21 protein-coding genes and 1 tRNA gene are annotated in these 21,465 nt (G+C 64.6%); 17 read left to right on the plus strand and 5 right to left on the minus strand.

The genetic code is table 11. The annotated features are described in order from the left end of the window. Positions 1-14: 14 nt before the first annotated feature. Positions 15-764: a class I SAM-dependent methyltransferase gene (locus tag V5279_RS44210; RefSeq protein ID WP_338693510.1), complete on the minus strand. Its 750-nt coding sequence runs from the start codon at positions 762-764 to the stop codon at positions 15-17. A gap of 247 nt (positions 765-1,011) precedes the next feature. On the opposite strand from V5279_RS44210, the gene V5279_RS44215 reads away from it, so the two are divergent. From V5279_RS44215 to V5279_RS44225, 3 genes are all read left to right on the plus strand, one after another. Further along, on the plus strand, positions 1,012-2,331 hold the full coding sequence (locus V5279_RS44215; RefSeq protein ID WP_338693512.1) for an Hsp70 family protein: 1,320 nt from the start codon (positions 1,012-1,014) through the stop codon (positions 2,329-2,331). Positions 2,332-2,469: 138 nt separating this feature from the next. Further along, positions 2,470-4,062: an ABC-F family ATP-binding cassette domain-containing protein gene (locus V5279_RS44220; protein WP_338693514.1), complete on the plus strand. Its 1,593-nt coding sequence runs from the start codon at positions 2,470-2,472 to the stop codon at positions 4,060-4,062. Positions 4,063-4,323: 261 nt separating this feature from the next. Continuing rightward, positions 4,324-4,713, plus strand: coding sequence for a hypothetical protein (locus tag V5279_RS44225; RefSeq protein ID WP_338693516.1), 390 nt, complete (start codon positions 4,324-4,326; stop codon positions 4,711-4,713). A 308-nt stretch (positions 4,714-5,021) separates the two neighbouring features. Here the strand turns inward: V5279_RS44225 and V5279_RS44230 are convergent. Next, positions 5,022-5,111, minus strand: a tRNA-Ser gene (locus V5279_RS44230). A 214-nt stretch (positions 5,112-5,325) separates the two neighbouring features. On the opposite strand from V5279_RS44230, the gene V5279_RS44235 reads away from it, so the two are divergent. Then, a complete protein-coding gene (locus V5279_RS44235; RefSeq protein WP_338693518.1) occupies positions 5,326-6,189 on the plus strand; it encodes an alpha/beta hydrolase in 864 nt (287 codons plus the stop codon). 215 nt (positions 6,190-6,404) lie between these two features. Here V5279_RS44235 and V5279_RS44240 read toward each other — a convergent pair whose 3' ends face one another. Both V5279_RS44240 and V5279_RS44245 read right to left on the minus strand, forming a co-directional pair. Then, positions 6,405-7,562, minus strand: coding sequence for an ROK family protein (locus V5279_RS44240; RefSeq protein WP_338693520.1), 1,158 nt, complete (start codon positions 7,560-7,562; stop codon positions 6,405-6,407). 102 nt (positions 7,563-7,664) lie between these two features. Then, a complete protein-coding gene (locus tag V5279_RS44245) occupies positions 7,665-8,468 on the minus strand; it encodes an SDR family oxidoreductase (RefSeq protein WP_338693522.1) in 804 nt (267 codons plus the stop codon). A 124-nt stretch (positions 8,469-8,592) separates the two neighbouring features. Here V5279_RS44245 and V5279_RS44250 point away from each other — a divergent pair, with 124 nt between their 5' ends. The 4 genes from V5279_RS44250 (at position 8,593) to V5279_RS44265 (ending at position 11,408) form a co-directional block, all read left to right on the plus strand. After that, positions 8,593-9,543 carry a GlxA family transcriptional regulator gene (locus V5279_RS44250; protein WP_338693524.1) on the plus strand — a complete coding sequence of 317 codons (951 nt, stop codon included), beginning with the start codon at positions 8,593-8,595 and terminating at the stop codon, positions 9,541-9,543. Positions 9,544-9,799: 256 nt separating this feature from the next. Then, positions 9,800-10,270, plus strand: a complete 471-nt coding sequence (gene rplU / locus V5279_RS44255) for a 50S ribosomal protein L21 (RefSeq protein ID WP_166213308.1) — start codon at positions 9,800-9,802, stop codon at positions 10,268-10,270. 102 nt (positions 10,271-10,372) lie between these two features. After that, positions 10,373-10,642 carry a 50S ribosomal protein L27 gene (gene rpmA / locus V5279_RS44260; RefSeq protein ID WP_166300640.1) on the plus strand — a complete coding sequence of 90 codons (270 nt, stop codon included), beginning with the start codon at positions 10,373-10,375 and terminating at the stop codon, positions 10,640-10,642. A gap of 169 nt (positions 10,643-10,811) precedes the next feature. Next, complete coding sequence (locus tag V5279_RS44265; RefSeq protein WP_166300638.1) at positions 10,812-11,408, plus strand: GNAT family N-acetyltransferase; 597 nt, start codon at positions 10,812-10,814, stop codon at positions 11,406-11,408. 32 nt (positions 11,409-11,440) lie between these two features. Here V5279_RS44265 and V5279_RS44270 read toward each other — a convergent pair whose 3' ends face one another. Continuing rightward, positions 11,441-12,355 carry a DMT family transporter gene (locus V5279_RS44270; protein ID WP_166300636.1) on the minus strand — a complete coding sequence of 305 codons (915 nt, stop codon included), beginning with the start codon at positions 12,353-12,355 and terminating at the stop codon, positions 11,441-11,443. 167 nt (positions 12,356-12,522) lie between these two features. Between V5279_RS44270 and V5279_RS44275 the strand changes: the two genes are divergently transcribed. From V5279_RS44275 to V5279_RS44315, 9 genes are all read left to right on the plus strand, one after another. Beyond that, complete coding sequence (locus V5279_RS44275; RefSeq protein WP_338693532.1) at positions 12,523-13,026, plus strand: MaoC family dehydratase; 504 nt, start codon at positions 12,523-12,525, stop codon at positions 13,024-13,026. A 174-nt stretch (positions 13,027-13,200) separates the two neighbouring features. Beyond that, entirely contained in the window at positions 13,201-14,250 is a 1,050-nt protein-coding gene (gene obgE, locus V5279_RS44280; protein WP_338693534.1) for a GTPase ObgE, read from the plus strand. A gap of 81 nt (positions 14,251-14,331) precedes the next feature. After that, positions 14,332-15,474 (plus strand): glutamate 5-kinase, encoded by a 1,143-nt coding sequence (gene proB, locus V5279_RS44285; RefSeq protein WP_166213303.1) that lies wholly within the window; start codon positions 14,332-14,334, stop codon positions 15,472-15,474. Between the two features lie 112 nt (positions 15,475-15,586). Continuing rightward, positions 15,587-16,879 (plus strand): glutamate-5-semialdehyde dehydrogenase, encoded by a 1,293-nt coding sequence (locus V5279_RS44290; protein WP_338693537.1) that lies wholly within the window; start codon positions 15,587-15,589, stop codon positions 16,877-16,879. Positions 16,880-16,969: 90 nt separating this feature from the next. Beyond that, positions 16,970-17,548 (plus strand): nicotinate-nucleotide adenylyltransferase, encoded by a 579-nt coding sequence (locus V5279_RS44295; RefSeq protein ID WP_234583960.1) that lies wholly within the window; start codon positions 16,970-16,972, stop codon positions 17,546-17,548. A gap of 186 nt (positions 17,549-17,734) precedes the next feature. Then, entirely contained in the window at positions 17,735-18,103 is a 369-nt protein-coding gene (rsfS, locus tag V5279_RS44300; protein ID WP_029081351.1) for a ribosome silencing factor, read from the plus strand. Between the two features lie 50 nt (positions 18,104-18,153). Continuing rightward, a complete protein-coding gene (gene rlmH / locus V5279_RS44305) occupies positions 18,154-18,636 on the plus strand; it encodes a 23S rRNA (pseudouridine(1915)-N(3))-methyltransferase RlmH (protein WP_166300628.1) in 483 nt (160 codons plus the stop codon). Between the two features lie 40 nt (positions 18,637-18,676). Then, a complete protein-coding gene (locus V5279_RS44310; protein ID WP_338693541.1) occupies positions 18,677-20,083 on the plus strand; it encodes a murein hydrolase activator EnvC family protein in 1,407 nt (468 codons plus the stop codon). After that, positions 20,080-21,450: a S41 family peptidase gene (locus V5279_RS44315; protein ID WP_029081348.1), complete on the plus strand. Its 1,371-nt coding sequence runs from the start codon at positions 20,080-20,082 to the stop codon at positions 21,448-21,450. The genes V5279_RS44310 and V5279_RS44315 overlap by 4 nt, the downstream gene beginning before the upstream one ends. Positions 21,451-21,465: the final 15 nt, after the last annotated feature.

A 21,465-nucleotide genomic window follows, 5' to 3' on the forward strand; every position in this document is an offset into this window, starting at 1 on the left:
TGTCGTGAACGGACCTAGACCCGCTTCAGCAAATAGAGCTGCGTGACATAGGGAAACACCACCTCGTCAGCTTGGCCGAGACCAGCCTCACGCAGGACGTCGTCGACCTTGTCATGAAGGACCGCCTTTTCGGCGTCGGGAAGGTTGGCGACATAGCTCGTCGACACGACGCGCTCATAGACGCCCTGTCGCGGCATCCGATGCGGATGGTCCTGCACGATTTCCCTCTCGAGCACGAAGCGGGGATCGTTCAGGATCCAGCGCCAACGCCCCGAGCGTTGCCGTGGCGTATCTCCCGCATACTGCTCAATCATGACGGACAACGCGTCGACCCACGGCGCGCGGTCATCCCTGTTGTTCCAGACCAGCGCCAGCGTCCCGCCGGGGCGCAACAGTCGCGCGATCTCGGCGACGGACGGTTCGTTGTCGAACCAATGGAACGCCTGGGCGCAGGTGACGAGATCGACACTGCCGGTTGCAAGATCGATCGCATCGGCGCGCGTGTTGATCACCTCGATCCTGGCTTCGTTCGCCAGCCTGGCCGACATCTCCGCAACGGGCTCGACCGCGACGAGACGGGCGGTCGGGGACAAATGCGGAAGCAGCAGCCGGGTGAACTTGCCGGTTCCGGCGCCGAGATCGACGACACAGCGCGCGGCCTGAAGCGGCAGCGCGGCGACAATATCGGCGGGATAGCTGGGACGGCCGGCCTCGTAAGCAGCGACCGCGACACGATAATTTTTTGCCGTGGGGTTGAGTGTCATCCGCTTCTCCTGCGCGCCATGCCGTGTGCCGTGAACCCTGTCCGGCGGTATAGAGCAGCGGGCGCGCAGGACGGGAAGTGCGGATCGATTCACGTTTCGCTGAACATCGTCATCTTGGCGTCACAGCCTGTTCCCTGGGCTGCGTCATGCCCTGGCGGCGTGCGCGCACGCGCGCCAGAAAGGGTTGGCAAGTCCGGCCAAAGCCGCTAAAGGTCCGCCCCCTTCACATCACAGATCCGAGCATAAAATGACGAGCGCTCCGCCCGCCGTCTCGATTGGCGTCGATTTTGGCACCAGCAACACCGTGGTCGCGCTGTCCGATGCCGACGGCCGGGTCGAGGCTGTCAGATTCGACCATGGCGGCCGCACGCATAGTGTCTATGTGTCCGCGCTGTGCTTCTGGGAGGATCGGCCCGGCGCCGGGCTGCATCCGCGCGCCGAGGGCGGCCCATGGGCGATCGAGCAGTTCCTCGAGGGCCGTACGATCCATCGCTTCATCCAGTCGTTCAAATCGTTTGCGGCGAGCTCGGCCTTCAACACCACCCAGATCTTCCGGCAGCGCTACAAGTTCGAGGACCTGCTTGCGGCGTTCCTGCGCACGCTGACGCGGCATGCCGGCGACGGTTTCGACCTCGGCGCGCCGACCATCATGGTCGGCCGCCCGGTGCGCTTTGCCGGCGGCAATCCCAATGACGAGCTCGCGATGCAGCGCTACCGCGCCGCGTTCGAGCGGCTTGGCGCCGGCCACGCGCGCTATGTCTACGAGCCGGTCGGCGCCGCGTTCTCCTTTGCCCGCAGCCTCGACCACGATGCCACGGTGCTGGTCGCCGATTTCGGCGGCGGCACCAGCGACTTCTCGGTGATGCGATTCTCGCGCAAGGGCGGCGCGCTGCGCGCCGAGCCGCTCGGACATGCCGGCATCGGCATTGCCGGCGACACTTTCGACTACCGCATCGTCGACCACATCGTCTCGCCGCGGCTCGGCAAGGGCACCAACTACCGCTCGTTCGACAAGGTGCTGCCGATCCCCAACCATTATTATTCGAGCCTCGCCCGCTGGCATCAGCTCGCGATGATGAGGGGCAATGGCGATTTGCGCGAATTGCAGCAGCTCGCGCGCACCGCGCTCGATCCGGCGCCGCTGCACGACTTCATCACCATCGTCGACCACGATCTCGGCTTTGCGCTCTACCGCGCCGTATCCGACACCAAGGTCGCGCTGTCGAGCCGCGACCGCGTCGAGTTCCGGTTTGCCCGCGAAGGCATCGATATCGGCGCGACCGTGACGCGCGACGATTTTGAATCCTGGATCGCCGACGACATCGAACGGCTGGGTGCGACGGTCGACGAGGCGCTGGCAAAGTCCGGCATCACCGCGCGCGACGTCGAGAAGGTGTTTTTGACCGGCGGCACCTCGTTCGTGCCGGCTGTGCAGCGCCTGTTCGCCGAGCGCTTTGGCGCGGCGCGGCTGACCTCGGCAGACCAGTTCGAATCGATCGCCTATGGCCTCGCCTTGATCGGCCACACGCCCGATCCCGATCGCTGGACCTTCGCCGTGGCGGCGTGACAACGCGCGTCGCGCCTTGATCCCGGCTTAATACGCGACTACATCACCGCAATCATCAATCCGAGAGGATGCCGACAGCCATGGATTTCACCCTGACCGCAACGCCCATCAGCCTTGCCCACGGGGATATCCATCACCATGCCTGCATCGATCACGCTCTCGCATCTGACCCTGTCCGCGCCTGACGGCCGGGTTCTCCTTTCCAATATCGATCTCAGTTTCGGCCCTGAACGCACCGGCCTTGTCGGCAGGAACGGCGTCGGCAAGACGACGCTACTCGACCTGATCGCGGGCCGGCGCACGCCGCAATCCGGCACGGTCTCGGTTCAGGGACGCGTCGCCATGCTGCGTCAGACGGTTCAGCTGACACCGGACCAATGCGTTATCGATCTGTTCGGCGCGCGCCATACACTGGCCACTCTGCGCCGGGCCGAACAGGGCCATGCGAGCGCTGACGAGCTTGCGGATGTCGACTGGACGCTCGACACTCGCATCGCGTCTGCACTCGAGCGCGTCGGACTGAACGATGTGCTCGACGCACTGCTGACAACGCTGTCCGGCGGACAGGCCACCAGGGCGCGCCTCGCCGCGCTGACTTTTGCAGAGCCCGACTTTCTGCTGCTCGACGAGCCCACCAACAATCTCGATCGCGCGGGGCGCAAGGCGGTGATCGACCTGCTCGCCGACTGGCGCCATGGCGCCATCATCGTCAGCCACGACCGTGAGCTCTTGGAGAGCATGGATGCGATCGTCGAACTGACCTCGCTGGAGGCCAGACGCTATGGCGGCAATTGGAGCGCGTACCGCGCGCGCAGGGCCGTCGAGCTTTCGGCAGCAAGACACGATCTGGCCGATGCCGAGAAGCGCGTCGCCGAGATCGACCGCAAGGCGAGGGAAACGTCCGAGCGCAAGGCCCGCAAGGACGGCGCCGGCGCGAAGAAGCGCGCCAAGAGTGACATGCCGCGCATCGCCGCCGGACTGCGCAAGGATCGCGCCGAAGATAGCGGCGGCGAGAACGCCCGCCTCGCCGAGCGCAGGCGGACGCACGCGCTCGAACTTGCATCCACGGCACGGCAGCGCATCGAGGTGCTGCAACCGTTCTCGGTGCAATTGCCGTCGACGCAGCTGCCGGCGAGCAGGATGGTGCTGCGGATCGAAGCCGCGGATGTCGGCTACACACCGGAAGCGCCGATCCTGCGCGGTCTGACCTTCTCGATCTCGGGGCCGGAGCGCGTCGCGATCACAGGCCCCAACGGCGCCGGCAAGACGACGTTGCTCAAGCTCGTCAGCGGCGAGCTGTCGCCGTCGCGCGGCACTGTCGAGGTGATGACCCGTTTTGCGATGTTCGATCAGACGGTCAGCCTGCTCGATGCGTCCGCCTCCATCTTGGATAATTTCCGGCGTATCAATCCGAATGCCGGCGAGAACGCCTGTCGCGCGGCGCTGGCTCGCTTCATGTTTCGCGCCGATGCAGCCTTACAGATCGTCTCCAGCCTGAGCGGCGGCCAGTTACTCCGCGCCGGCCTCGCCTGTGTCCTGGGCGGCGTGACGCCGCCACCGCTCCTGATCCTCGACGAGCCGACCAACCATCTCGACATCTCTTCCATGGAAGCGGTCGAGGCCGGACTGCGTGCCTATGACGGCGCGCTGCTGGTCGTCAGCCACGACGAGGCTTTCCTCGAGGCGATCGCGATCGGGCGCAGGTTGGACCTCGCTGCATATACCCGCTAGCGATAGAGGGGATTGTCCGGGTCCTCCCTCGGCACGGATCTGATTGCAGCCTGGTGGCCACGGCTCCCACCAAAATATCGAAAACAACCCCATGCAAAGTAGCCAGCGGCAATTGCTTTCACGCAATCAATAATTCGAACGATGCGGCTGATCAGAGAGTGAACAGCCGAGCACGCGTCGCCTTGGGGTAGGTGGAAGGCGCGGTGCTCGGCTGTCAGGCCGCGCGGCGGTGCGGCCATTCCGCCAGCCTCGCTCATCCCCATGAACGAGGCCGTCGGAGTTCAATCTCGCCTGTTGCTAGATCCGCGCCCTCGAATGGAGCGCGTTTCTCCAAAGGGCAAATGCGATGAAGCTGGCCAGCAACAAAGAAACGGCACCGACCGCGATCAAGAAATGCGCGAAGGCCATCTTGGAAAATCCCGATTGATAAGCGTTACGTTATGCGGCGCGAGATGCACCGCAGCCTGGCAATCAAATGCACTTCAGGAATTGATTTGCCCTGCCGGCCGCCGCCGCACAGCCCGAAAGGTGGCTGGCACTGCGCTCTGCCCACCCTTCGATTTCAGAGAGGTTGTCAAGCCACTCGGCTCTTCGCTGCCTCTCATCGCGCGGCTCGTCACGCCGCTCAACTGTCACCAGGATAATCGATAAAACTTTATCGACAATCGAAAGGAAAAATTAAGGTTACCGAGGCACGGCCGCACCAACACGCTGCGTTCGAAGTCGGCATACCCGCGCCGGCAATGCCGCGGGCTTTTATCCGATCGAGGCCGCGCAACGGCCGCCGCGTCTGAGCTGTGCGCGCCCGGTAGCCCGCGACAACGGTTGCGCGGGTCGCGCGCTCAAATCCATCCGTGTCATGTTGAGGAGCCGGTGAGTCGGCGCGAAGTTTCGGGAGACACTCTTGGCCCTGGTCCGGCAGGGGTGGCCTGCAACCCAAAGCCAGACAGAACGAAGAATGGCGGAGAGGGAGGGATTCGAACCCCCGATAGGCTTGCACCTATGCCGCATTTCGAGTGCGGTGCATTCAACCACTCTGCCACCTCTCCGATGGCCCGGGTGATTTGCGTCACCCGCGGTCGGGGCGTGTTCTAGGCGAGGATGGCGGGCCAGACAAGGCGCTGCAATAATATTTCCGTCGCCCGTGCCCCGCCTCGGCGAAGCACCGGGGGTGATGCAAGAAAGCGCACGGAAACAAAGCGCTAGCGGGACGGTTGTGGTTCGATCGGCGCGCGGGCGAAGCAAAAGAAGCAGGAGCCGACGATGGAGCATGTGACGATTCGGGCCAATGGCGCGGCGTTCCACGTCGCACGGACCGGGAGCGGCAGGCCGCTGCTGCTGTTGCACGGCTGGCCGGAATTCTGGCTGACCTGGAAGCCGGTGATGGCCCGCCTGGCCGACCGCTACACCCTGATCGCCCCCGACCTGCGCGGCTTCGGCGACAGCGACAAGCCGCAAGGCTCGTTTGGCCCCGATCAGCATACCGACGACATGCTGGCGCTGCTGGACGCGCTTCAGATTGAAAAGGCCGGCGTGGTCGGTCACGACGTCGGCGGCGCGGTGATGCAGCCGCTGGCCCGCAAGGCGCCCGAGCGAATCGCCGGGCTGTTTTTCTTCGATTTCGTCTATCCCGGCATCGGCCCGCGGATGGCGGCGCCCGACCGGCTGAACCACATCTGGTACCAGTCGTTCCACCAGATGGAGATGGCGCCCGCGCTGGTCGGCGCCAGCCGCGAGAGCTGCCGCACCTACATCGGCCATTTCCTGCACGACTGGGCGCATCGCAAGGCTGCATTCGACGATGTGATCGAGGATTTCGCCGACAACTTCTTCAAGCCCGGCAACCTCGCCGGCGGCTTTGCGCATTATCGCGCTTCGCACGCGGGGCGCGTGAAGATGATGCAGGGCGAAGCCCCCGCACTGCCGCCGATCGCCGTGCCGAGCTGCATCCGCTGGGCCGAGCACGATCCGCTGTTTCCCTATGGCTGGACCGACCGGCTCGGCGAGACCTTCACAAATCTGGACCTGAAGATGTTTCACGATGTCGGGCATTTCCCGCATCGCGAGGACCCCGACCGCGCGGCCGCCGAGATCGCCGGCTTCTTCGAGCGGATCAATTGGAGGTAGAAAGTGGTGGGACCGCCAGGACGCGACAAAAACTGGCGGTCCCGTGCCGCTTCTCAAAAATGCTGGCCGGGAAGTGCGGCTTCGCCGGTCGGCGGGAGTGACACGGGTCACGGTAGCGGCCGACGCCGAAACGGCAACGCGAACCCGATCTTAACCTAACCGATCAACCTTACCGCGCGATCGGCTCACACAGGCGAGGCTCAGGCGTCCGAGGCTCAGGCGTCGGCCTTTTTGGCTTTCTTGGCCTTTTTCTCGCTCTTGTCGCCCTCGTCGTCCTTGTCCTTTTTCTCGGCCTTCTTGTCGTCCTTGCCGTTGTCTTTCTTGCGATTGGTGTAGCGGGCGTTGCCGAGCCCGGTTCCGATCGTCAGCACGCCCCAGCGCGCGACATCCTGCATGAACGGGACCTCGGCCAGCCCCTGCGCCACGCCGTCATTATGCATCACGATCGCGGTGTCATGATCGCCGATCTGCGGGATCGCCTCGACCAGGCTCGCCGGCAGGTTGAACTTGCTGCTTTCCCAATTGCCCGGCAGATTCTGCGCGCCTTTCTCAATAGAGCCGTCCTCCTTGATGACGCCGGGGCAGGAGATGCCGATGAACGGCGCGAGCTTGAGATTCTCCTTCTCGGCCTCGGCGATCAGATCCTTCAGCATCTTCACCAGCCGCTTCACCGCGCCTTCGCGCGTCGGCTCGTCGTCGGCATGGCGCCACAGCTCCGATTTCCAGACCGTCGCCTTGGAGAGATCCGGCGCCTTCTTCCACCGCGTCTCGACGACGCCGCAGCGAATATTGGTGCCGCCGATATCGACCGCGAGCATGCCGTCATGGGCCTCGAAGATCCACGATGGTGCCAGATGCAGCGTGCCGATCAGGCCGGCGTCATCGGGGTGAAAGCGGATCGGAACCAGATCGACCTTGAGACCTTCCGACTTCAGGATGATGTCGGTGCGCGCGATGGCGAGCTCGCCGAGCCGGCTGTCGCGAAAACCGCCGCCGACCACGATGCGCTCGGTCCTGGCCCAGGCCTTGGTGTTGAGGAAGCGCCGCGTCACATAGGCGAGCTCCTGCGCGAACTCCTCGATGGCGCTGTGCACAACCGCGGAGGCCTCGGTGTCGTCGCCGACCAGCAACTCATCGAGCTTCTTCTTGCTGATCTTGTCCGACGGCTCGTCGCCGAACGGATCTTCGTCCGACTTGCGCAGCGGCTTGCGCCAGCGGTCCAGAATCTTGCGGAATGCGCCCTTGGAGGCGCGATCGCCAATGAAGCCCTCGTCGTCCTTCAGCTCGATGTTGAAGCTGTCGATGTCGACAGATGGTAGCCGCGCGGCACCGTGGTGCGCGATGCCCGTGGTCAATCCCGTGTCTTCGGCCATTCGCCCTTGCCCGCTTGAGGTTCCCACCACTAACAGCGGGGAACCCAAATGGTTGCTTCCCGCGCGTCGCTTTGGCCGGCGCGGGAGGCAATTCGCAAGGCGTCAGGCGGCCTTCACGCCGTAGCGCGCCGCAGGCGCGCTGCGGGACAGGTTCGGCATCAGCTTCTGGCGGGCGCTCTCATAAGCCTGCCAATCGGCGGCATCCGGCAATGACGGCACGGTTATGACTTCGCCTTGATCGAGCCCGGCAAGCGCGGCATCGACCATGTCCTCCGCCTTCATCACAATCTGGCTGGGCAGGTGCTCGACCGGCGTGCCGGCCAGACCCCAGAACTCGGTTGCCGTGGCGCCCGGCAGCACCGCCTGGACCCGGATGTTCTTGTCCTTCAGCTCATGCTGCAGCGACTGGGTCAGCGCGAGCACAAAGGCCTTGCTGCCGCCGTAGACGCCGTTGAGCATTTCCGGCGCGACGCCGACGACCGAGGCGATGTTGACGATGGTGCCGCCGCCGCGCGCGACAAGTCCCGGCACCGCCGCATAGGTCAGGCGCATCAGCGCGTCGACATTGAGCGCGATCATGTCGCTCATCTTGTCGACATCGGATGCGAGCAGCGGCGCCGTCGCACCGACGCCGGCATTGTTCACCAGCACGCTGATGCCGGCGTTATCGCGCAGGATGGATTCAATCCGTGCAACGTCGCCGCGCTTGGCGAGGTCGGCGGCAACGATCTCGATCGATCGGCCTGTCTCCGCCGACAGACGCCTGGCGAGCCCATCGAGGCGCTCACGGTTGCGTGCGACGAGGATCAGATCGTAGCCACGCCGTGCGAGCCGGTCCGCATAGATGGCACCGATTCCGGACGACGCACCGGTAACGAGCGCCGTTCCCTTGGCTGACTTGGTCATGTTGGTCTCCTGTTTGACCTGGACGGCCGGACTTGGCCGCTGGTCAGGTTCTACAGGCCCCCTTGCATGTCTCAAATGTCATATATACACCTTTTTAGGACATAGATTCTCGTCGGAGGGTTCCATGCAGGAGATCGGCTTCGTCGTCTTCCCGGAGTTTCAGGTGATGGGCTTTGCCGCCGTCACCGCCTTCGAGGTTGCCAATTTGATCGCAGGCGAGCGCTTCTATGAGGTCACGCTGCTGTCGGAGCACGGTGGGCCGGTGCGATCCTCCGCCGGCTTCAATGTCGAAACCGAAGCCTTTGGCGATCGCAGCTTCGACACGCTGTTCATTGGCGCCGGCCACGAGCTTCATCCGGCGTCGCCAAAATTGACCGACTACATTCGCCACGCCATGACGACATCGCAGCGTATCGCCGCGCCCTGCATCGGCGCTTTTTCGCTGGCTGAGGCAGGCCTGCTCGATGGCCGGCGCGTTTCCACGCACTGGCAATTTGCCGCGGAATTGCAGGCGCGATTTCCCAGGCTCAAGGTCGAGCAGGACCGCATCTACATCGTCGACGGACCGATCTGGACCTCGGCCGGCATGACCGCGACGATCGATCTGGCGCTCGCGATGGTCGAGCATGACCTCGGCATCGAGGTCGCCCGTTCGGTGGCGCGCAAGCTTGTGGTCTATCACCGCCGCACCGGCGGCCAGTCGCAGTTTTCAGCGCTGCTCGAGCTCGAGCCGAAATCCGACCGCATCCAGAACGCGCTGAACTATGCCAAGGCTCACCTGCGTAACGAACTGTCGGTGGAGGAGCTCGCCGAGATCGCGCGGCTCAGCCCGCGCCAGTTCAGCCGCGCCTTCCGCGCCGAGACCGGCCAGTCGCCGGCCAAGGCGATCGAGCAGCTCCGGGTCGAGGCTGCCAGAGAATTGATCGGCGACGGCCGCCATTCGATGGACGAGATTGCCGGCGAGACCGGCTTTGCCGACCGCGAACGGATGCGGCGGGCATTCCTGCGGGTGCTGGGCCAGCCGCCGCAAACCATCCGCCGGCACGCACGGGCCGCCGCGCAGGCCGCAGCTTGAGGGGAAATCCGGGCGAAAGTCACGCCAAACCCTTCATTTTTGGCCGGTTTTTGCCCCGCTTTACCTTGACTCCCCGTCGTTTGCGGCTATAAGTCGGCCCATCCGGCGCGGGGATTTTCTCGCGCCGATCGTTTTTGTGCGATCCAGTTTGGGAATTCATTCCCTTCGCGCGAAACACATAACCCATAGCGACTGAACAAAAAGCCGACCCGGGCTAACCGTCCGAGGCCGGAACCGAACACGAAGGAATCAAACGATGTTCGCAGTCATCAAAACCGGCGGCCGGCAGTACCGTGTCGTTCCGAATGATGTACTCGAGATTGGCAAGATCGCCGGCGATGTCGGCACGATCGTGCAGCTAGGCGAAGTTCTGGTGCTCGGCGGTGACACGCCGGTGCTGGGAACGCCCACCGTGGCAGGCGCCACCGTTGCGGCCGAAGTGCTGCAGCACAAGCGCGGCGCCAAGGTGATCGCGTTCAAGAAGCGTCGCCGCAAGAATTCACGCCGCAAGCGCGGCTATCGCGACGAGCTCACGGTGCTTCGCATCACCGAGATCCTCGCCGATAACGCCCAGCCGACCGTCGGCCCGCGGCCGAAGAAGGAAAAGGTCGCAGCGCCCGCCGATGATGGCGAGGACGCAGCACCGAAGGCGGCCAAGAAGAAGGCGCCCGCAAAGGCGCCGGCCGCAAAGAAGGCTCCGGCCAAGAAGGCCGCGGCCAAGAGCTAACAAGAAGTGATCGTCGCGCTTTCGGATTTGAAGCGTGACAAAACGTGAAATGATTCCGTCAAGGAATTGATCTAGAGATCAAAGCGAAGTCGGAGACGAGCTATGGCTCATAAAAAAGCAGGCGGTTCATCGCGTAACGGACGTGATTCCAAGGGCAAGCGCCTTGGCGTCAAGGCGTTCGGTGGCGAGCGCGTGATCCCCGGAAACATCATCGCGCGTCAGCGCGGCACCACCTGGCATCCTGGCCTTAATGTCGGCATGGGCACCGACCATACTCTCTTCGCCAAGGTCGAGGGTCATGTCGAGTTCCGTGCCAAAGCCAACGGCCGCACATTCGTATCGGTTATTCCGATGGCGGAGGCGGCCGAGTAGACGGTGGACACACATGAGTCCGCCGGGTCCTGTTGAACCGGCGGAGTCGCAAAGGGCTCCAAGGGGAGGCGGGATGACCGGCCTCCCCTTTTCGTTGCGCGCGTTCCGGTTCGACCGCGCGTGACGTTCCAAGCGTTGCGTACCGATTGTCGCATCACAGGAGCTCGACATGTTGCAGGACATCCCGACGCCGATCTTGCGCGAGGCAAGAGCTTGCGTCCTCGAGACCGAACGGCTGACATTGCGCAAGCCGACGCTCGCGGACGTAAAAGCCATTGCGCGGCTCGCCGATGACCGCCGCATCGCGGAGAACACCCGCCGCCTGCCGCATCCCTATACGCAGGACGACGCCATCGACTTCGTGCGCGCACTCGGCGCGGGCGGACGTGAGACCGTCTTTCTGATCGAGAACAATCACACGCCGATCGGCATGGTCGGCATCGACTGGCGCGAGGAGACCGCGGCCGAACTCGGCTACTGGCTCGGCGTCGACCATTGGGGCCAGGGCTTTGGCACCGAGGCCGCGCGCGCGGTGATCGACTACTTCTTCGAGGAATTCGATCTCGACCAGCTGATCGCGGGCGCCCGCGTCGTCAACCCGTCGTCGCGCAACATCCTCGAGAAGTGCGGCTTCCAGTGGAGCGGCGTCGAGCTGCACCGCTTCGAGGCGCTGGGCTCATCGAGCCCGGTGGATGCCTTCCGGCTGTCGCGCGGCGTCTGGGCTTCGCTGAAGAGCTGGAACAACTCGACCCGGCGGCAGAGCTGATTCTTCACCCTCCCCCATGGGGAGGGTGAACATCACGCCGGCGGATTCACCGAGGAGTCTCCGCGTCCGAGCTGCTGCTCGCGCACGAAGATGTAGAGGCCGGCCGCGATGATAATCGCGGCGCCAACGATGGTGGCCCAGGACGGCACGTCGCCGAACACCACGAAGCCGAAGATCACCGCCCAGACGATCATCGAATATTGGTAAGGCACCACCACGCTCGCCGGCGCGAGTTTTAGCGAACGATTGACGCACAATAGCGCCGCAACCGAAATGATGCCGGCGGTGAAGAACAGCACGAGACTGCCGGCGCTCGGCGTCACCCAGCCGAACGGCGAGAGCACAAGGCCCAGGATGAACGTGCCGCCGAATTGCGATGTCGCCAGCACGATATCGGGCGTTGCCCGCAGCGAGCGCGTGATCAGCATCAGCACCGCAAACGACAGGCTGCCGCCAAGCGCGATCATCGCCGGCCAGCTGATCGTCTGCGCCGACGGCCGCAGCGCGATCAACACCCCGCAAAAGCCGACCAGGATCGCGGTCCAGCGCCGCCAGCCGATATGCTCGCCGAGCACGAGGCCGGACATCGCGGTGACGAAGATCGGCCCGGCCAGATAGTAGGTGATGACGTCGGCGAGCGGCAGATAGACGGTCGCCAGGAAGAAGGCGGCGACCTCAAGCGTCGACAGCGTGACCCGCAGCAATTGCAGCCACGGCCGCTCCAGATGCAGGAAATCAGCCCGCCGCTGCCAGACGATCGGCAGCAGCACGAGCAGCGCCGCGCAGGCGCGCAGCCACAGCAATTGCCCGACCGAATAGGTGGCGACGATGAATTTGCCCATCGCATCGCCGAACGAAAACATGAAGATCGACAGCAGCATCAATCCGATGCCGGCGAGCCGCGCCGATCGATCGTCATAGGAGGACAGTTTTGCGAACAGGCTCATTGTTGTCTTGTTGCCGCCGCGCGTGAATCGGGCCGGTCTTGCTGCCGGTTTTACCGACGTGGCGATGCAGGACAACCCCACCGAGGGCATATCGAACCAATTGTCGCAGTGCGGCGGCTGCGCTACCGCTAGGCCAGCCCTTCAAGAACGAGAGCAGGAAACGCCGCATGAGCGAATTCGACCCCACCCAGCATCGCATGGTCCCCGCGCAGCGCTGGTTCGAGGATTTCGTGCTCGGCGAGCGCTTCGTGATTCCGAGCCGGACCCAGACCTCGGCGGTGTTCGCGGCGTTCCAGACCGCGAGCGGCGACACCCATCCGATCCATTACGACGTCGAATATTGCCGCACGCGCGGCATGCCCGACCTGCTCGCCCATGGCTTCCAGACCCTGGTGCACACCGCGCCCGGCGCGGGGCTGTTCCCCTATGTCGTCGAGGAGTCGCTGATCGGCTTCCTGGAACAGTCGAGCAAGTTCCTGAAGCCGGTCTACGCCGGCGATACCATTTACCCCGCGCTGGAGGTGATCGAGCTTGTTCCGGGCCGGACTACGGGCGTCGTGACGCTGCGCTCGACCGTGCATAACCAGCGCCGCGAGCTGGTGCTTGAAGGAATGCAGAAATTCCTGGTCCGGCGCCGGCCAACAGGGGCCGCAAAAAGGCCCGACAATTAAGGCTTTTCGCCGAAGTCAGGGCCTTTCCGGGTTGCCGCAGCGGCCACCCTGCCCTAACTAGAGCACACCGGTCCTGATGAAATCAGAACCGGTGCGCTCTCGATTCTCGTTTTGACGCGTTTTCTTCACGCGAACCGGCGACCACTTCGCTTGAAAACGCTATAGTTGAACATCATGAAATTCCTCGATGAAGCAAAAGTCTATATTCGCTCGGGCGACGGCGGCAACGGCTGCGTCGCGTTCCGGCGCGAGAAGTTCATCGAGTTCGGCGGTCCCTCCGGCGGCAATGGCGGCCGCGGCGGCGACGTCATCATCGAGGCCGTCGACGGGCTGAACACGCTGATCGACTACCGCTACCAGCAGCACTTCAAGGCGCCAAAAGGCATCAATGGCATGGGCAAGGACCGCCATGGCGCCAACGGCAAGTCGATCGTGCTGAAAGTGCCTGTCGGCACCCAGGTGTTCGACGAAGACCGCGAAACGCTGCTGCACGACTTCACCGAGCTCGGCGAAAAATTCGTGCTGGCTGAAGGTGGCAATGGCGGCTTCGGCAACGCGCATTTCAAGTCGTCCACCAACCGCACGCCGCGCAACGCCAATCCCGGTGCGCCGGGCGAGGAACGCTGGATCTGGCTGCGGCTGAAACTGATCGCCGATGCCGGCCTGGTCGGCCTGCCCAACGCCGGCAAATCGACCTTCCTGTCGGTGGTAAGCGCGGCGCGGCCGAAGATCGCCGACTATCCCTTCACCACACTGCATCCGCAGCTCGGTGTGGTGAACTATGGCGGCCGTGAATTCGTGCTCGCCGACATCCCTGGCCTGATCGAAGGCGCGCACGAGGGCGCGGGCCTCGGCGACCGCTTCCTCGGCCATGTCGAGCGCTGCCGCGTGCTGTTGCATCTGGTCGATGCAACCTGCGAGCATGCCGGCAAGGCCTACAAGACGGTACGCACCGAGCTCGAAGCCTATGATGGCCAGCTCGCCGACAAGATCGAGATCGTCGCGCTCAACAAGATCGATGCGGTCGCGCCCGACGAGCTGAAGAAGCAGAAGGACCGCCTCAAGCGGGCGGCGAAGAAGACGCCGTTGTTGCTCTCAGGCGTGACCGGCGAAGGCGTGCAGGACGCCCTGCGCACGCTGGTCGAGGTGATCGGCGAGGCGCCGGTATCCAACAAGGCCAAGGCTCAGGCGGAGCCGTGGGCGACGCCGCTGCCGCAGGGTTGAACGGCAACGCCGAACAACACCTGTACTTCCCAAGCCACCTTGTGGCGCGTATTGCTTCCACCTTCCTGCCAGACCGAACCCATGAAACGCCCCGCGCTCAAGAACTTTCGCCGCATCGTCGTCAAGGTCGGCTCCTCGCTGCTGGTCGACTCGCAGGCCGGTGAGGTGCGCGCGTCCTGGCTCGCCGCGCTGGTCGACGACATCGCCAAGCTGCACAAGGGCGGCCGCGAAATCATGGTGGTGTCGTCGGGCTCGATCGCGCTCGGCCGCAGCCGCCTGAAGCTGCCACGCGGACCGCTGAAGCTCGAGGAGAGCCAGGCTGCCGCGGCGGTCGGCCAGATCGCGCTGGCGCGGATCTGGTCGGAGGTGCTCGGCCATCACGATATCGGCGCCGGGCAGATTCTCGTGACGCTGCAGGACACCGAGGAGCGCCGCCGTTATCTCAATGCGCGCTCGACCATCGCAAAGCTGCTCGAATGGCGCGCGGTGCCCGTGATCAACGAGAACGACACGGTCGCGACCACCGAAATCCGCTACGGCGACAATGACCGGCTTGCCGCCCGCGTCGCCACCATGACCAGCGCCGATCTGTTGATCCTGCTGTCCGACATCGACGGCCTCTACACCGCGCCGCCGGCGGTCGATCCCGACGCGAAGCTGATCCCGGTGGTCGAGAGCATCACCTCGGAGATCGAGGCGATGGCCGGCTCGGCCGGGTCGGAACTGTCGCGCGGCGGCATGACCACCAAGATCGAAGCCGCGAAGATCGCGACCACTGCCGGCACCCATATGCTGATCGCCTCCGGCAAGATCGAGCACCCGTTGCAGGCGATCGCCGATGGCGGTCGCTGCACCTGGTTTCTGACCCCGGCCAATCCGGTCACCGCGCGCAAGCGCTGGATCGCGGGCTCGCTCGAGCCGAAGGGCACGCTGACCATCGATGCCGGCGCGGTCGCAGCGCTGCGCGCCGGCAAGAGCCTGCTGCCGGCCGGCGTGATCAGGGTCGACGGCCAGTTTGCCCGCGGCGATGCCGTGGTGGTGCGCGGGCCCGACACCCATGAGATCGGCCGCGGCCTGGTCGCCTACGACGCCGAGAACGCCGAGAAGATCAAGGGCCGCTCCTCGCCGGACGTGATGGCCATTCTGGGCATCAGTGGCCGGTCCGAGATGATCCATCGCGACGATCTGGTGATCGGCCCGGCCGGGGCGATCCCGGCCAAGTAGGCCATTGGACGACAAGCCCGGCCTGCCGCCCACCTGCCATGCCGGTTCCGCGCCTCGCCAACACATCAATTGCCATGCTAGAACATGGCCTTAATCCAAAGCTGGGACTTCCATGAGCGCGCCCCTGAAGGCGATCGACGGCAACGCCGATCTCTCCGCCCTGATGACCGACCTCGCTGCCAAGGCGCGCGCTGCCGCGCGTGTGCTGGCACTGGCGCCGCCGGAGCAGAAGGACCGGGCGCTCGCCGCGATCGAACGCGCGATCCGCGCCAACGCGCCGGCAATTCTCGCCGCCAACGCCGAGGACGTCGCCGAGGCGCGGGCTGCCGGCATGACCTCTGCCTTCGTTGACCGGCTGACACTGACGCAGGCGCGCGTCGCCGGCATGGCCGACGGCGTAGCCACCGTGCGCGAGATTGTTGATCCGGTCGGCGCCGTCACCGAAAGCTGGCAGCGTCCGAACGGCATGACCATCGAGCGCGTCCGCGTGCCGATCGGCGTGATCGGCGTGATCTTCGAGAGCCGCCCCAACGTCGCCGCCGACGCCGGCGTGCTTTGCCTGAAGTCCGGTAACGCCGTGATCCTGCGCGGCGGCTCCGACAGTTTCCGCTCCTGCCGCGCGATCCATGATTGTCTGGTGCAGGGCCTGCGTGAAGCCGGCCTGCCTGAGGCCGCGATTACCTTGGTGCCGACCCGTGACCGTGCGGCCGTCGGCCTGATGCTGACGGGATTGAACGGTGGCATCGACGTGATCGTGCCGCGCGGCGGCAAGAGCCTGGTCGCACGCGTCGAGGCGGAAGCACGCGTTCCGGTGTTCGCGCATCTCGAGGGCGTCAACCACATTTATGTCGATGCCAGCGCCAGGCTCGATATGGCCAAGGCGGTCGTCCTGAACGCCAAGATGCGGCGTCCGGGCGTCTGCGGCGCCGTCGAAACCCTGCTGGTCGATCGCAAGGCTGCCGCGACGAAGCTGAAGCCGCTGGTCGAGTTGTTGATCGATGCCGGTTGCGAGGTGCGCGGCGACGCCTCCGTGCAAAGCGCCGATGCCAGGGTGAAACCCGCATCCGAGGAGGACTGGGACACCGAATATGAGGACGCGATCATCTCTGCGAAGATCGTCGACGGCCTCGATGAAGCGATTGCGCATATTCAGAATCACGGCTCGCATCACACCGATGCGATCGTGACGGAGGATACCGCTGCCGCGCAAAAATTTCTCAACGAAGTCGATTCGGCGATCGTGCTGCACAACGCCTCGACCCAGTTCGCCGACGGCGGCGAGTTCGGCTTCGGCGCGGAGATCGGAATTGCCACCGGCAAATTCCACGCCCGCGGCCCGGTCGGCGCCGAGCAGTTGACGAGCTTCAAGTATCGTGTCCACGGCACCGGGCAGACACGGCCGTGACCATTGTCGCACGCGCACGGTAGACCATTGCAGCAACCCTCGACCGTGCCGCACTCCGCAGCCCAGGCGCTTCCGTTCTATACCAACGGCATGCGCATCGGGCTGCTCGGCGGCTCGTTCAATCCGCCGCACGCCGCGCATCGCGCCATCAGTCAGTTCGCGCTCAAGCGATTGCAGCTCGACCGCGTGTGGTGGCTGCTGACACCGGGCAATCCGCTGAAGAACCATGATGGATTGCACGCGCTCGCCGAGCGAGCCGCGGCCGCACGCCGCGTCGCCGACGATCCGCGCATCGACATCAGCTGTCTCGAAGCTGTCATCGGTGTCCGCTACACTGTCGACACGATCATCCACTTGCGCCGCCGCGTCTCCGGCGTGCACTTCGTCTGGATCATGGGCGCTGACAATCTCGCGCAATTTCATCGCTGGAAAGATTGGCGGCGCATCGCCTCCGACGTGCCGATTGCCGTGATCGACCGACCGCCCCAGAGCTTCCGCGCCCTTGCCGCACCGGCGGCGCAGGCGCTCATGCGCTATCGCTTGCCCGAAAATCAGGCGACCCGGCTGGCCGATCAGCAGGCCCCGGCCTGGGTGTTCCTGACAGGAATGAAATCCAATCTGTCTTCGACCGGACTGCGGAACCCGGACGGGAGCTGGAGAACGGCGTGAAGCGCAAAAGGGTTACTGGAATATTGAAACCATTAACCCCACATGCGTAATATGGTGCGTGGGGCCGAGGATTCGGCACCCGCGATACAGTGAAAGGAATGGTCCCTGGCCACATCTGTATTGTCCAAGTCTGTTTTACCCAAGGTTCCAAAGACTGCGCGTAAAACATCGACGAAAACCGCGGCCTTGCAGGCGCAACCGGATGCCGACAAACCGGATGCCAACAAGACGCTGAGCCTGATCCTCTCCCGCCTCGAGGATATGAAGGCGGAAGAGACGGTCACCATCGACCTTCGCGGCAAATCCGCATATTCCGACTACATGATCGTCACCACCGGCCGGGTGAACCGGCACGTCGGTGCGATCGCGGAAAATGTGACGAAGGGCCTGAAGGAAAACGGGGTCAAGAGCATCCATGTCGAGGGCATGCCCAATTGCGACTGGGTGCTGATCGATTCCGGCGACGTGATCGTGCACGTGTTCAGACCCGAGGTACGTGAGTTCTACAATCTCGAGCGGTTGTGGACTCAAAACCCGGCGGTCGCGGCGGTCTAAGGGGTATCGAAGCCGATGCGAATCGGCTGCAGCGCAGCTAGTCTGCGTTGATGCGCCTCGTCGTCATCTGCATCGGCCGCCTGAAACAGGGCCCGGAACGGGAGCTCGCCGAGCGTTATCGCGAGCGCTTCGAGGATATCGGCCGCAAGCTCGGCTTTCGCGGCCTCGACATTCATGAGATCGCGGAGAGCCGCGCGCGCGACACCGGTGCGCGCATCGCCGAAGAGGCCACGGCGATCTCGGCTTTGCTGCCCGACAAGCACGCGCTGGTGGCGCTCGATGAACGCGGCAAGAGCATCGACAGCGCAGGCTTTGCCCAGCAGCTCGGCCGCTGGCGCGACGAGGGATTGGCGCATACTGTCTTCGTGATCGGCGGCGCGGACGGACTTTCGCCCGAATTGCAGCGCAAGGCTTCGTTGCGTATTGCATTCGGCTCCGCGACCTGGCCGCACCAAATGGTCCGCGTCATGCTTCTGGAACAGATTTATCGGGCCGCAACCATTTTGGCCGGCCACCCCTATCACCGCGCCTGAGGCGCGGCGACGGACAGTCGAAAGCGCTGAACGCACTCGGATGCAGCACAAGCGGGACAGAGCTTCGTATTTGGCTTCGTATCTCGGCACCGCGCGCCGCTTCTGGTTGCCGGCGTCGCTGCCGTTGTCGATCGCCATGTTCGCTGCGTATCCGCTGACAGCGGCGCACGCGCAAGCGACACCTCCAGCGCAACAATCCGCGCCGCCGGCGCAGCAGGCCACCGCGGCGGAGACATCGCCCGATGCCATCAAACAGCGCGAGCAGGAGCTCGAGGCCGCACGCGAACAGCAGCGCAAGGCGACCGAGCTGCAGGAGAAGCTGAAAGCCGACATCGCCGCGATCGGCCAGGACCGCAGCAAGCTGAACCAGCAGCTGATCGACATTGCCGGTCAGGTGCGCGGCGTCGAGACGCGGATCGCGGACGCCGAGGCACGCTTGCAGGCGCTCGACGGCCGAGAGCGTGAAATCCGCGGCTCGCTGGATTCACGCCGGTCCGAGGTGATCGAGGTGCTGGCCGCGCTGCAGCGCGCCGGGCGGCGCACGCCGCCGGCGCTGCTGGTGCGGCCCGAGGATGCGCTGCAATCGCTGCGCACCGCGATGCTGCTCGGCGCCGTGGTGCCGGAGTTGCGCGTTCGCGCGGAGAAGCTTGCCGCCGACCTCGGCGAACTGGTGGCGCTGCGCAAGACGATCTCGACCGAGCGCGACGCGCTGGCGGGCGACCGCGACAAGCTCAGGGAAGATCAGACCCACCTTGCGGCGCTGGTCGACGAACGGCAGCGGCAGCAGAGCGCGGCCGAAAAGGACATGGAGGCGGAAGGCGCCCGCGCCATTACGCTGTCCAAGCAGGCCGACAATTTGCAGAGCCTGATCGCCAAGATGGAGCAGGATCTCAAGAGCGCGGCCAAGGCGGCGGCCACGGCCAGCCTCCAGGGGGCGCCCGCCACGGTTAACGGCAAGCCCAATCTGGGGGCCCTGAAGGACCCCGCCCGCCTCAGCCCGGCGGTCGCCTTTGCCTCGGCCAAAGGCCTGTTCTCCTATCCCGTGAATGGCACCAAGATTCGCGAATTTGGCGGTTCCGACGGCGCTGGCGGCGTACAAAAAGGCATTTCTTTGGCAGCCAAGCCGGGCGCGCAGGTCACAACCCCGTGTGACGGCTGGGTTGTTTACGCGGGTCCCTTCCGCAGCTATGGACAACTCTTGATCCTCAATGCCGGGGGCGGGTATCATGTCCTGATCGCCGGGATGGAGCGTATTTCGGTAAACATCGGCCAGTTTGTACTTACGGGGGAGCCGGTTGCGACCATGGGGTCGACGTCCCAAGTTGCATCCATTCTCGCGACCAATGCGAGCCAGCCAGTGCTCTATGTCGAGTTCCGGAAAGACGGCACTCCAATCGATCCAGGTCCATGGTGGGCCGCAAATGAAGGCGAAAAGGTTCGCGGATGATGCGCAAGACTTCGGTAATTCTCCTTAGCGCCGCCACCGGCGCGGCCCTGACGCTTTTCGTCACGCAGCCCCGCGCGGTGCTGATGGGATCGAGCGCGCGCGCCGCGACGTCGGACACCTACCGCCAGCTCAATTTGTTCGGCGACGTGTTCGAGCGGGTGCGCAGCGACTATGTCGAGAAGCCCGATGACTCCAAGCTGGTCGAATCCGCGATCTCTGGCATGCTGTCCGGCCTCGATCCGCACTCGAGCTACATGGATGCCAAGAGCTTCCGCGACATGCAGGTGCAGACCCGCGGCGAGTTCGGCGGCCTCGGCATCGAAGTCACGATGGAAGACGGGTTGATCAAGGTCGTCTCGCCGATCGACGACACCCCGGCCTCGAAGGCCGGCATCATGGCCAACGACATCATCACCAATCTCGACGACGAGGCCGTGCAGGGCCTGACGCTGAACCAGGCCGTCGAGAAGATGCGCGGTCCGGTCAACACCAAGATCAAGCTCAAGATCATCCGCAAGGGCCAGGACAATCCGATCGACGTCACGCTGGTGCGCGACAACATCCGCGTCCGCTCGGTGCGCGCGCGCGTCGAGGCCGACGACATCGCCTATATCCGCATCACCACCTTCAACGAGCAGACCACCGAAGGCCTGAAGAAGGAGGTCGCCAATCTGCAGGGCCAGATCGGTGACAAGCTGAAGGGCTACATCATCGACCTCAGAAACAACCCCGGCGGCCTGCTCGAGGAAGCGGTCACGGTGTCCGATTCCTTCCTGGAGCGTGGCGAGATCGTCTCGACCCGCGGCCGCAATGCCGAGGAAACCCAGCGCCGCGCCGCCCATCCGGGCGACCTGACCAAGGGCAAGCCGGTGATCGTGCTGATCAACGGCGGCTCGGCTTCGGCCTCCGAAATCGTTGCCGGCGCGCTGCAGGACCACAAGCGGGCGACGCTGGTCGGCACCCGCTCGTTCGGCAAGGGCTCGGTGCAGACCATCATCCCGCTCGGCTCGGGCAACGGCGCGCTGCGCCTGACCACCGCGCGCTACTACACGCCGTCGGGCAAGTCGATCCAGGCCAAGGGCATCGTGCCCGACATCGAGGTGCTGCAGGACGTGCCGGAAGAGCTGAAGGCGCGCACCGACACCAAGGGCGAGGCTTCGCTGCGCGGCCACCTGAAGAACGATGGCGACGAGAAGACCGGCTCGCAGTCCTATGTGCCGCCGGATGCCAAGGACGACAAGGCGCTGAAGATGGCCGACGACCTGCTGCACGGCATCAAGTCGACCTCCAGCGCGACGACGCCGGCGCCTGAGGCCGCGCGCGACAAGGCCGCGGTCGACAAGCCCGGCAACAAGGCCGCGAACTGATCCATCCAATCGATC

Source organism: Bradyrhizobium sp. 26S5, assembly GCF_036923295.1.
Classification (GTDB): Bacteria; Pseudomonadota; Alphaproteobacteria; order Rhizobiales; family Xanthobacteraceae; genus Bradyrhizobium; species Bradyrhizobium septentrionale.